Below are 11,215 nucleotides of genomic sequence, written 5' to 3' on the forward strand. Positions count from 1 at the left end.
GTCACTTTTTTATCTGTTTTAGTAAACAAAACAAAAGACAAAAAGGTCCCTATAACAACGCCGGACAAGTAAGGTATCTCCAATGGTATAAATAATAGTAGCGTTGCTATAATTGATTCCATGTAGTATCAGATAATTAAAGTATGCCCTAAAAAAGCATGTCTAGTTTAACAAAAAAAGTAAAAAAAAATGAAAAATTTACTGACTTTCTGACTTGTAATCTTGCATAAATGAATTTCCCCTCTTGAGTTTCATTAAATACCATTATATCATATCAAAGACTTTATTAAACAATAGTTCCAAGTCCTTTTTTACCTCGTCAAAAGTGGGCAATTATACAGCTTATCGGATTGAACATCAGAAGGAAGCCAAAGCGGCGGTTGCCGCAAAGAGTAAAACAGTCGCTGGTCAAGCCCATGTTGCCCAATGACACTTGGTCGATGGACTTATGAGCGATTACCGACCTCTTTCATTCAGGTTTCTTATAGGTATTAGGCTATAAATACAAAATAAATCGATTCTTAATTAAAGCTTGCCCTAAATTCCAGAGGAGTTTGATTGGTTTTGGATTTGAATAATCTATTGAACGATTGCGCCTGTTCAAATCCTAACTGGTAGGCGATTTCGGAAACGGAAAGTACTGTGGAGCTGAGCATGGTTTTAGCAACCTCGATCAGCTTACTTTGGATATGGCTCTGGGCACTTTTACCTGTCGATGTTCTCAAAAGATCACTTAAATAATTGGGTGACATATGCACAGCCTCCGCAAAATATTTCACGTTGGGCAGACCCTTTTGCAAATGAAGCTCCTCATGAAAGTATGCATCCAATAATTCTTCAAATTGAGCCACAATAGGTCGCTGATGTGTTTTTCGGGTAATGAATTGCCGGTCGTAAAAACGTTTTCCGTAAACCAGCAACAGATCCAGAAAACTCACGATGGCTTCCTGACTATAACTGTCTATTTTACTCTTGTATTCGGTTTCAATACCTTTGGCAATAGCGTGGCACTGGGCTTTTTCTTCGTCTGAGAGAAACAGGGCTTCATTGACTTTGTATTCAAAAAAATCATAGCGTTGTATCTTTTTGTCCAAAGGAAAAGTACGCAGAAAATCGGGATGAAAATTGATGGTAAAACCATCTTTCACTATAGCAGCATTAGGATCTACCTTGATAGTTTGTCCGGGTTTGAAAAAGGACATTGCTCCCTGCGTAAAATCAAAGTGATGCGGACCATATTGTAAAATACAATCTGCACCTGATTTGACGCTGATGTTGTACAAATTGGAATGGATGTAGCATGTTTCTTTTGGATGGGAATACGTAATTTTCGAAAAATCGATGATACTAAATAAAGGATGCATCGGTTTTTCAATGCCCATCATCTCGTGATAGGACGCTACTGAATCGATATGTATATGTATTTCGTTGGATTGAGCCATTATTTTACGATATAATATAACTATATAAATTTAGTGATTATATAACAAAAGAGCTTCCCGCTAATGAAGAAGCTCTTTTGCAACCTGTTTATTTACTCAGGAAAATCAAACGAACGATTACCTGTGTCTGCATGAGCAGGAAGTATTTCTTCAATTTTTTGCAATTCAGCTTCCGTAAGTCGAATGTTTGTAGCCTCTATATTCTGCTCTACATATTTCACTCTTTTGGTTCCGGGAATAGGCGTAATGCCTTTTTGAATGAGCCAGGCAATCGCTAACTGTGAAGTACTGTATCCTTTTTCACCTGCCATTTTTTCCAATTCTTTTACTAATTCAATGTTTTTGTAAAATTGTTGTCCTTGAAAACGCGGTATGTGTCTACGGAAATCATCTGCTGCCATATCCTCCGGCGATTTCAATTCACCCGTTAAAAAACCTCTGCCTAAAGGTGAATAGGCTACTAACCCAATGCCTAATTCGTTAACTGTGTCCAATACGCCATTGGTTTCCACATCACGACTGAATAGCGAAACTTCATTTTGAACTGCCGTGATGGGAGCCACAGCATGTGCACGTCTGATCAAATGTGCATCGATCTCAGAGACACCGATGTATTTGATTTTTCCTGCTTGCACCAATTCTGCCATTGCACCAATTGTTTCTTCGATCGGCACCTTCGGGTCTGGACGGTGCAGGTAATACAAATCAATAACATCTGTATTCAGATTTTTGAGCGAACGCTCAATGGATTTTCTAATGTAGTCCGGACTGGCATTTAATTTCCAGGTCATCCGCCCATTATCATCTATCTCATACCCGAATTTTGTGGCAATGATGTATCGATCTCGGTTTCCGGAAATAGCTTTTGCGACCAGTTGTTCATTAAAATGTGGGCCGTACAGATCGGCCGTGTCGAGAAAATTTCCACCCAATTCGAGCGAACGATGGATTGTTGCAATGGATTCTTTTTCATCTGCTTTTCCGTACACATCGGCTCCTTCAAAGCTTGTCATACCCATACAGCCTAGTCCTACTAAAGGTATTTCAAGTCCTAGACTGCCTAATTTTTTTGTTTGCATAACGTATAAATTTTTATACTTCAAAGGTAGAAACCATGGAATCAAGCCGATGATCCGAATTACGGATATGTGTAGCTGAATTGAAGGTGTATGACGGGATTGGATCGGTTAGCATAATTATGGAGTCCGACAAGCTGCCGGTGGTTGCCATTGATATATTATATTCGTATTAAATCCGGTCTATGTTCGGATGATCAGCAGATAGAAGCCAAACTATAGCCAGACATCGGCCAGACTCCAAGCAGGAATTATCTGCCTAAAGGCTGGTCAATACCTTCATAAACATTAGCCAAGACCGCGAGCATTCCGAAGCAGGTCCGAAGACAATCCGAATACATTTTACACTTTGCGTAGGTGAAGTAGTTTCGAGAACAGAAAATATACCATAAGCAAAACCAGTTGGACACTAGGTGGTTTTCCACGCTTTACTGCATGACGATATTAGCATGGGAATCATCCCCGTATCTACTCTGACGCTTTAGATCTTTCAACAATAAGAGCCACATCTCCCGATGTGGCTCTACACCATATATATCTGACTAAACGCTCAGTTATTTATAGGAGTGGATTGATTTGGACACCTTCCAGTTGTCACCTTCGCGCACCAAGGTCACCAGGTCGGTCTTGGTGAAATTTTCAAATTTCAACGTTACTTTGGCCACCATATAATCAGCCGACTCTTCGATGATATCGGTGGTCACTTTACAGTCCAGCTTCTCTCCTTTTTGCTTTTTAAAGAAGTTAACAACGGCGCTACGTCCATTGGTAGCTGCATTAGCCTTCTGGCTGAAATCTACAGCAAACAGCTGCTCCACGCCTGCCGACTCGCCTTCGGTGGTGACCGCAACATAGCGGTCAAGGGCGAAATCTGCTGTGGACAGATTGACGTTTGCTTTTGCTGATTTTGAACCGGGTCCTTCAGCGGCCATAGTGAATGTGGATACTGCGATTAAGGCTGCTGCTGCGAATGTTTTTACTAGAGTTGTCATAATGTCTTTATTTTTTGTGTTAGTTCTGTTGTTCTTATTTGTTGACTCAAAACTACGGCACAATATGACCACAGCCTATGAGCTTTAGACCAACGGACGGGAAAACTCGGTAAACAGAGGAAATGGGGAGGTGAATTTATTATCTTTGTCTTACTATTTATTAATACTAATGGAAAGCCAGTTAACACCTATAAAAAAATCTTATAAACAACTCTTAGAACAGGGGATATTCGCTGTCACATTATTAGCCATCGTTGGCTCACTTTTATCCAGATGGTTCAAAATTGATTATGCTTGGTTTTCCATCGTGTCAATAATTATTTATATCGGTCTGGCCTTTTTAATTGGATTGAAACAGAACCTCAAAATAACGCTGTGGTCGATTATCAGGTTAGGACTATATGATAGTATAATCGGCCTGCTCCTGTCATTATGCCTAGAGGCCAATTTCAACGGATTTGAGAAAGAACTATACCAATACGGTATCATTGGATGGCTGTTTATCATCATTTTACAGATCGCATTTTCGATGATATTGGGCCTCATCGGCTATGGAATGGCTTCTCGAAAAAAGATTAAGCATGAGGAGTAATGTTTTTATGAATACTGTTGAACAGAAAATTTAAATTCTACGAAAAAGACGGACGTTAACGATTATGCAGACAGATAATCGTCGGTACTTTTTATCTCCGCATAGAAAAACGCTAATGCTGCTAAAAATCCGTGGTGCACACCCTCCGCTTTTACCGTTTTACCATTAATTTCCAAGTCTCGTGACGCACAAGTGTCGCCGAGAACGGTACACTTGTAGCCGAAGTCAAATGCAGCACGTGTTGTAGCGTCCACGCACATATGGGTCATCATTCCAGTAATAACCACTTCGGTTACGTCATTTTCCTTTAAATAGTCCAAAAGTCCAGTTTCTCTAAAGCTATTCGGATAATACTTTTGAAAAACTTTTTCTCCAGCAAGTGGTTTCACATTTTCGTGGATTTCCACACCAGGTGTTCCATCAACAAAAATTGGCATAACTTCTGGATTAGCCGATACATGTTGGATGTGTGCAATAGGTAAATTGTTTGCTCTGAAATGGTCCAGAACCTTGCGAGCATTCAGACTCGCAGTTTCAGGGTTTACCAATGGAAGTGCTCCGTTTTCAAAATATTCATTCTGGATGTCGATGACAATTAACGCCTGTTTGCTCATATTCATTTCTTTTTTGAATAACAAAATTAGCAAACACCGTCATGACAGATCATACCAAACCATTACGAAATGATACCATTTTGATAATTGGCTAAAAATTCGCTGGTTGTCATCCCGGTTTGCTTCTTAAAAAAACGCATTAAATGGTTGGGTTCTGAAATATTGAGTTTATAAGCTATTTCAGAAATAGTCAACTCAGAATGAATGAGATAATCTTTGATTTCTATTAGCAATCTTTGTTTTAACAAATCCGTTGCTGTCAAATTGAACTGTTCTTTTACCGATTTGTTTAGGGTAATACGACTGATACCCATTAGATCTGTATAATCGCTGATTCGCTGTTTATGTTCGATATTTGTTTCTATGAGTTTTTTGAATTGAAACGCATAATTGGTGTCTTGATTTTTTAATGATAATTGATTCTTTTCGGCATACACTCTGTTCAATTTCTGTAAAAGGTAATAGATCAGGGAACGGATGATATGCACACTGTCTATTCTGGTTTTCCGTAATTCTTCTTTAATCTCTGATAACAAAACACAGTACATATCCATGTTTTCTTTCTCAACCTGCATATTTAATGGAAACTCCAACTGATAGAAATACGATAAACGGTAGGTAAATAGTTTATCAGAGAAAAATTCATTTAGAAAATCTTCTTGAAAAACCAAGGACGTAAATTCCAGATTATCTTCATTAACACCCCATTGACGTTTTTGAAAAGGGGAAATAAAAATAATACTGTTGTCCTCTATATTTATTTTTTGGTAGTTAAGTGTAAGCTGACCGCTGCCTTTCTTGATAAAAATGATTTCAAAATAATCTGTGTTAAACAATTTCTGACCAATATATGCTTCAGCGACTTCATCAGAAGGGAGTACGTTGAGCAGAAAATCCACGCCACATTCTGTCTTGTTAAATTTTATTGTTTTCAACTATTTCTCTCCTTTATTATTAAAGATAAAACCGAAATCACGCGATTTCAATTCTACGTTTTTATCAGTACAAAGGTACTTTATTTATATCCAAATTATCAAAATGGTACACTTCAATAGGTCATTGGCAGCGACGTGATTTTGGGCTGCGCTTAATTTGTCATTACTTATTAATATTCATTTGTGCTTCATCCAAATAACTGGCACATTTTCAGAGCCCACGGTCAATAAGCAGATTAATCCTGTCTCGGTAAGTCAGAAATGGTTATTTGCCAAACATCTCCATTCGCCGCTATTGCCCTTAAATCCCTTATTAGGGAAAAAAGTACAATACATATCCACCATTATCCATTCTTTTCGAATGAACCTGACTCTACCTTTGTATCAGTACTTTAAAACAATTTAAACATCAAAAAAATGAAAACAATTATTGCAACAATCAGTTTAGTCATGACTTTATTGAGCACTTCTATTTTTGCACAAGGGAAAAGAGTACCAGCTTCCGCAGGAAGAGCAGAATACATCGAAGTAGAAAAGGGAGTAAAACTCCACGTAACCGACCTTGGCGAAGGAAAACCTATCGTACTGATTCACGGATGGCCATTAAGCGATGAAATGTACGAATACCAATACCAATATCTATCCCGCAAAGGCTTCAGAGTGATTGGAATTACACTTCGTGGTTTTGGAAAATCAGATAAACCTTACGGAAGGTATGACTTTAATGTTTTTTCTGATGATATAAAAGTGATTCTGGAAAAACTGGACATAAAAAATGCTACACTTGGAGGGTTTTCTCTTGGCGGTGCAGTCGTGCTGCATTATGTAACAAAATATAACTCCGCCCATGTAAGTAAGCTGGCATTGTTTGGGGCAGCCGCACCGTCGTGGAAACAACGTGAAGGTTTTCCTGACGGATTGCCAGATGCGGTTGTTGAAGAATTGATAAACGCTACCAAAATACAAAGGCAGGATCTGATAGCAAGTTTTGGTGCAGGCTTCCCGGCGAAAGAAGGCAATATCTCTAAAAACGTAGAAAAATGGTTGGAAAGTATCAACTTGCAGGCCTCTCCTTATGCCATTACAGAATCGATCACCGCACTCAGAGATTTGGACCTACGCCCACAGCTTTCAAAAATCAATATTCCTGTTACCATATTTCAGGGAGTATATGACAAAAATTGCCCACTTATTTGGGCCGAACAATTACAAAAAGGTATAAAAAATGCAACGCTTATCCGGTTTGAAAACAGTGGTCATGCCTTGTTTGTAGAAGAACTGGAAAAATTCAATACCGAGCTGGAGAAATTTGCAAAATCATGATGAATTGCAAAACAGGGGAGCATGAATATTGTGTTCTCCTGTTTGTATTTAAACTAAGATTTGTATTTTTAACCCCACCAGTTTACCAATATGGCAAGTGAAAAAGTATTTCGGAGCAACCTGAAAACCATAGGACTTATATCGTTATATGAAGGAAATGTGGATTCCATTAATAGCGCGGATTACAAGCAATACATAAAAGTATTGCTTCTTTCAAAGGGAGCTGAATTACAGGTTGATCTCGCTGAATATTGCGTAAAACAGCCATCCCTATTTTTTGTAAGTCCCAATCAGCATCTTCATATAAAGAAGCTGGGAAAAGAAGAGGGGCACTTCATTTTTTACAACCGCGATTTTTACTGTATTCAGATACATGATGAGGAAGTGGCCTGTAACGGATTGCTATTCAGCAATATCTACAATATGCCAATAGTGGAATTGGACAATAGCGAAATTCCTTTCTTTGACTATATTTTCAGACAAATGACGGATGAGTTCGGTTTAAACGATACCTCACTGGAAGAGATGCTTCGTACCTATCTCAAACAATTGTTCATTAAATCCGTACGTTTGTGGAAAATACAAAACCTGGGTAAAGAACTTACCGAACAAAACAGCGATCTGGAGTTTTTCAGGAAGTTTACGTTATTGGTTGACGAACATTATAAGGAAAAGCACCATGTCGCCGATTATGCCGAACTGCTTTTTATGGCTCCAAAAACGATTAGCCATAAGTTTAAAAGGCTCAATCTGCCACAGCCTAATGATGTGATTAAAAACAGGATTTTGTTAGAAGCAAAACGGCTGCTGGTACACACCAATCTGACTGCAAAAGAAGTTGCATATGAACTGGGATATGAAGACCCGGCTTACTTCAGCAGGCTATTTATGCAGAAATCGGGTGAAACGCCATCAGCATTCAGGGCAAAATTTCTTGCCATTAATTAACTTTCAGCCGTTCAGAAAGCCCCCTTGGATCACCTCTCATATCTGTATAAATTCTTCGAAATAGTCCATTTTACCAAAAAGGTAATTAGCGATTGATGCGCTATTTTTGACACTGTCTTCTGGGCGTACAAAAAGCTTGATATATCCGAAAAGGGAACCGCAGCCGGCAGTTTCAAACAGTTCTCGAAGTCGCTGATCATGCTCAATATCATAATCTAAAAATGCGGTGACTCGGTCTATCATTAGATATTTAGCGTCTTCTTTTTCCAACCCTACTAGCTCTTTGAGCTTTGTACCTTCGGGAGTACCTTCATTCGTCAGAAAAAGAAAGGTACGTATCACCCATTTATCACCATGATAGCTCACGAGAAAATAGCCAATCTTGTGTCTGGCACAATAACAGGCGATGAGCACCTGTCCACGATATACAATTACCTCCGGCGTATTGTAAATAAAGGTCTTAGCAAGATAAACCTGCACGTAACCTTTGGGACTATAGGTACGCTCCTCAAAACGATTGAGCGCATGGTGCTGTATGTATAGGGGTTTGGCTTCTGCATCGGAAATATGTGTGATACTGAACCGCGCGGGATCGAATTGTATCCATTGTGTCCAGTCCCCTACGAAAACCGAAGCGTCGCCGATCGCCACAATTGGTCGTGTGATGCCATCGATCTCCTGCTTATCTAATTTGTTTTTCAGCCGGCGCAAACGGATCTGATTTCGCCCCCCGGGCTTCGTCAGAGCGAGATCGGATACATCAAACTGCAAGGTACCTTTAACAGGATCGTAAAACTGCTCATTCGTAAAGCTCAATGTACAAAAAGCCTGATGCTTCGTTGGTAAAAGCCAATCGCCAGAGATGAAATAGGGTGCAAAAGCAGCCCTCATCTTGACATGTTCTTCAATACAATGGATAGAAACGAGCTCGACGAAATGAACAATTAGCGCTAAATCCGTAAAGAAAGTTGGAAAGGATATTTCTTCACCCGTTGGCAAGGTCAACATGCATTTTTTCATAAAGCCCGTGATACTTGCCCGATAGTTTTCCCTGCTCTGAGTATCGGGGAAAACGCCTTCATCAACGATGATCTTTGGCGCCGGATAACGGTTTTTATAAAACTGTGCCAATAGTTTAGGGGAAAGCATCTCAAAGTAACCTGGACCAACCATCTTTTCGAAAAGTAGCTTCATCGACTTTGTAAAAGCATGATATCTTTCTCGTGTCTCTTTGGCAGTATTAACTGGAGCTTTGGTTTTCTTTTTCTTTTTCATATTTGCTTCCTCACTTTTTCAAAAGGATTTTGAGCGGCGACGATCAATGAATCTGCTAACAGCATAAAATATGATTAGAATCCACACAAGCGTTGGTAACTCTGGCTTATCACTAAGAAAAACTTGTAAGATTGAATGTTGATCTGTTGGCATATGGTTCATATCGATAACGGGTTTGAAAACTGTTAGCTAAAAGATTATGACTGGCTAAATTTGGTTATACGTCAATCTCAAATCTTAATTTGACCGTTGATTGATAGCTTTAAGATAAATAAAATATTTAATTCATCAAATAACTATCCTGTTACAATTGAACGTACAATGAATCGTCTGCGGGTAATATGCATTTATCCTCAATTGCGCCGTGCCAAGTGGTATGTCGGTATTTCCGACATACCACTTCTTCTCAGAGTACCGAACACTCAGATTGACCGTATATCCGAAAGCGACAATGGCCGAAAGGTTATCGTGTTGCGCGTTGTAATGTTTACCATCAGATGCAGTTATCCGGAAATTCCGGATAACTGAACCTTCTTCAAGTTCCTTTCTTTGAATACCTTTTGAGGTGCTCATTAATGATTCTTACCTCGCCTTCATTTCATTAATGGATTTCCTTTATATTTATATACGGTAAACAAAACGATACTAAATAAGATAAATCTAAGGAGAAGGCTTGCCACTCCGCCTTCTATTCCATAACTACCTCCAAACCAATAATCATTGGCTGGTAAAATAAGGCTATACAAACCGTCTTTTAGGGTTCCGCTCATTGGACGCGAAAATTGCCATTGAAGATAATTCCATCCGAAATGTAACCCCACAGCATAATATATAGATTTTAAACGCATATAAGCATTGGCATAAATGATACCCCCTAAAAAATGGGAAACAAACGCCATGAAAGTAACATGAGAGTTTGCTAAATGACATGCCGCAAATAACAAGGAGGAAATCATCATTGAATTTTTCTTGTTAAAAAATCTGAGTAAACCGTTTATCAAATAATACCTAAATACGATTTCCTCAAACAAAGCTGTACATAAGCATATTAGAAAGATATTAAGCTGTTCCAGCAAAGTAACTCTATTTGAAGTTATCTCCGATCCAACGAGTAAAAAAACAAGATCAAAATAATACTTGATTGTAAAAAACCAAGTATCAAAAGTTCTATTTTCTGTTTCAATAAATTAAAATTATAGAGGACCTAGGTTGTTAACTTAGGTTCTCACGTAAAGTTAGTTTCTATGAATAAAATTATTTGTACTATCGGGCTTTGTAGACAACGGCCTAAAATTAAACGTATCTCGTCTTGCTTCCAGCTTTCCAGTCTTGATGTATTTTCGTGAGGTTATGATAAACTGTTTTTCGTTTATTATATGGCCTTTATCAACATAGGTTTGATATTTTTCAGCATAGATTGGGGTTAAGTATCGTTCTATCGTGATATTATTTCCGTCAACAATATATAATCCCCAGATATATCCCGTCTTTTTGTCATTAATATAACTTTTCGAAAAAGTTTCCTCAATATTCTTAAAACCGTCTTTGATATCCGGATTCCCGCCTTTATAGACTATTCCATTTTTATACAAGAAGATAACATCAAATAAAACGCGATTAAACTTAGTATAATAATATCCATTCAACAAAAGTCTTTCACTAACATTTTCTTTCAGCTGCAATGTCGGAAGTTGCCGACGAACAGAACATGAAACTATTAAAAAGAAAAAAATATAATAATAAATTGTTCTTACCATGACGTAAATGGATTAAGTGTGCGCCCAGCTCTCCTATAGAGCGCATTTGAATTCTCATTACGTTGAAATCTACTGTCTATCCCATCTCTCAAGACAACTGAACTGCAAGGATGTGTGAGAAAATGAAAATACTACTATTTAGCTTGCTGCCGCATCACGTTCCAGAAATTATAGTCCATCATTGGAGCTTTTATAACACCTACATGGTGCCCGATGGTTACGATCTGTCCCCGATGATAGGTGGTATGGATGATTAAGTGC

The 11,215-nt window shown here is 38.5% G+C and carries 12 protein-coding genes; 3 read left to right on the forward strand and 9 right to left on the reverse strand.

Annotated features, from left to right (window positions below):
• Positions 1 to 521: 521 nt before the first annotated feature.
• The 3 genes from K7A41_RS03000 to K7A41_RS03010 all read right to left on the reverse strand — a co-directional run bounded on the left by K7A41_RS03000 (position 522) and on the right by K7A41_RS03010 (position 3,510).
• Complete coding sequence (locus K7A41_RS03000; RefSeq protein WP_265712560.1) at positions 522 to 1,442, reverse strand: helix-turn-helix domain-containing protein; 921 nt, start codon at positions 1,440 to 1,442, stop codon at positions 522 to 524.
• Between the two features lie 92 nt (positions 1,443 to 1,534).
• Positions 1,535 to 2,521 carry an aldo/keto reductase gene (locus K7A41_RS03005; RefSeq protein WP_265712561.1) on the reverse strand — a complete coding sequence of 329 codons (987 nt, stop codon included), beginning with the start codon at positions 2,519 to 2,521 and terminating at the stop codon, positions 1,535 to 1,537.
• Between the two features lie 551 nt (positions 2,522 to 3,072).
• The gene (locus K7A41_RS03010) at positions 3,073 to 3,510 is read right to left on the reverse strand and encodes a nuclear transport factor 2 family protein (protein ID WP_265712562.1); all 438 of its coding nucleotides are present in this window, start codon (positions 3,508 to 3,510) and stop codon (positions 3,073 to 3,075) included.
• 169 nt (positions 3,511 to 3,679) lie between these two features.
• On the opposite strand from K7A41_RS03010, the gene K7A41_RS03015 reads away from it, so the two are divergent.
• Positions 3,680 to 4,102: a hypothetical protein gene (locus K7A41_RS03015; RefSeq protein WP_265712563.1), complete on the forward strand. Its 423-nt coding sequence runs from the start codon at positions 3,680 to 3,682 to the stop codon at positions 4,100 to 4,102.
• 62 nt (positions 4,103 to 4,164) lie between these two features.
• Here K7A41_RS03015 and K7A41_RS03020 read toward each other — a convergent pair whose 3' ends face one another.
• Positions 4,165 to 4,716: a cysteine hydrolase family protein gene (locus tag K7A41_RS03020; protein ID WP_265712564.1), complete on the reverse strand. Its 552-nt coding sequence runs from the start codon at positions 4,714 to 4,716 to the stop codon at positions 4,165 to 4,167.
• A 62-nt stretch (positions 4,717 to 4,778) separates the two neighbouring features.
• A complete protein-coding gene (locus tag K7A41_RS03025; RefSeq protein ID WP_265712565.1) occupies positions 4,779 to 5,651 on the reverse strand; it encodes a helix-turn-helix domain-containing protein in 873 nt (290 codons plus the stop codon).
• A 417-nt stretch (positions 5,652 to 6,068) separates the two neighbouring features.
• Here K7A41_RS03025 and K7A41_RS03030 point away from each other — a divergent pair, with 417 nt between their 5' ends.
• Entirely contained in the window at positions 6,069 to 6,974 is a 906-nt protein-coding gene (locus tag K7A41_RS03030) for an alpha/beta fold hydrolase (RefSeq protein ID WP_265712566.1), read from the forward strand.
• Between the two features lie 90 nt (positions 6,975 to 7,064).
• On the forward strand, positions 7,065 to 7,922 hold the full coding sequence (locus tag K7A41_RS03035) for a helix-turn-helix domain-containing protein (protein ID WP_265712567.1): 858 nt from the start codon (positions 7,065 to 7,067) through the stop codon (positions 7,920 to 7,922).
• A 36-nt stretch (positions 7,923 to 7,958) separates the two neighbouring features.
• Here K7A41_RS03035 and K7A41_RS03040 read toward each other — a convergent pair whose 3' ends face one another.
• The 4 genes from K7A41_RS03040 to K7A41_RS03055 form a co-directional block, all read right to left on the reverse strand.
• Complete coding sequence (locus K7A41_RS03040; protein WP_265712568.1) at positions 7,959 to 9,197, reverse strand: hypothetical protein; 1,239 nt, start codon at positions 9,195 to 9,197, stop codon at positions 7,959 to 7,961.
• A 288-nt stretch (positions 9,198 to 9,485) separates the two neighbouring features.
• Positions 9,486 to 9,770 carry a hypothetical protein gene (locus tag K7A41_RS03045; RefSeq protein WP_265712569.1) on the reverse strand — a complete coding sequence of 95 codons (285 nt, stop codon included), beginning with the start codon at positions 9,768 to 9,770 and terminating at the stop codon, positions 9,486 to 9,488.
• A 20-nt stretch (positions 9,771 to 9,790) separates the two neighbouring features.
• A complete protein-coding gene (locus K7A41_RS03050) occupies positions 9,791 to 10,273 on the reverse strand; it encodes a CPBP family intramembrane glutamic endopeptidase (RefSeq protein ID WP_265712570.1) in 483 nt (160 codons plus the stop codon).
• 159 nt (positions 10,274 to 10,432) lie between these two features.
• Complete coding sequence (locus K7A41_RS03055; RefSeq protein ID WP_265712571.1) at positions 10,433 to 10,954, reverse strand: hypothetical protein; 522 nt, start codon at positions 10,952 to 10,954, stop codon at positions 10,433 to 10,435.
• Positions 10,955 to 11,215 lie beyond the last annotated feature (261 nt).

Origin of the sequence: Sphingobacterium sp. InxBP1 (assembly GCF_026191775.1) — a bacterium.
Classification (GTDB): domain Bacteria; phylum Bacteroidota; class Bacteroidia; order Sphingobacteriales; family Sphingobacteriaceae; genus Sphingobacterium; species Sphingobacterium thalpophilum.

What these genes read in the sequence shown, in the direction of transcription:
- K7A41_RS03055 (WP_265712571.1), bottom strand. Translation starts at nt 10,954, where the DNA reads ATGGTAAGAACAATTTATTATTATATTTTTTTCTTTTTAATAGTTTCA.
- K7A41_RS03030 (WP_265712566.1), top strand. Translation starts at nt 6,069, where the DNA reads ATGAAAACAATTATTGCAACAATCAGTTTAGTCATGACTTTATTGAGC.
- K7A41_RS03000 (WP_265712560.1), bottom strand. Translation starts at nt 1,442, where the DNA reads ATGGCTCAATCCAACGAAATACATATACATATCGATTCAGTAGCGTCC.
- K7A41_RS03045 (WP_265712569.1), bottom strand. Translation starts at nt 9,770, where the DNA reads ATGAGCACCTCAAAAGGTATTCAAAGAAAGGAACTTGAAGAAGGTTCA.
- K7A41_RS03005 (WP_265712561.1), bottom strand. Translation starts at nt 2,521, where the DNA reads ATGCAAACAAAAAAATTAGGCAGTCTAGGACTTGAAATACCTTTAGTA.
- K7A41_RS03035 (WP_265712567.1), top strand. Translation starts at nt 7,065, where the DNA reads ATGGCAAGTGAAAAAGTATTTCGGAGCAACCTGAAAACCATAGGACTT.
- K7A41_RS03010 (WP_265712562.1), bottom strand. Translation starts at nt 3,510, where the DNA reads ATGACAACTCTAGTAAAAACATTCGCAGCAGCAGCCTTAATCGCAGTA.
- K7A41_RS03015 (WP_265712563.1), top strand. Translation starts at nt 3,680, where the DNA reads ATGGAAAGCCAGTTAACACCTATAAAAAAATCTTATAAACAACTCTTA.
- K7A41_RS03040 (WP_265712568.1), bottom strand. Translation starts at nt 9,197, where the DNA reads ATGAAAAAGAAAAAGAAAACCAAAGCTCCAGTTAATACTGCCAAAGAG.
- K7A41_RS03020 (WP_265712564.1), bottom strand. Translation starts at nt 4,716, where the DNA reads ATGAGCAAACAGGCGTTAATTGTCATCGACATCCAGAATGAATATTTT.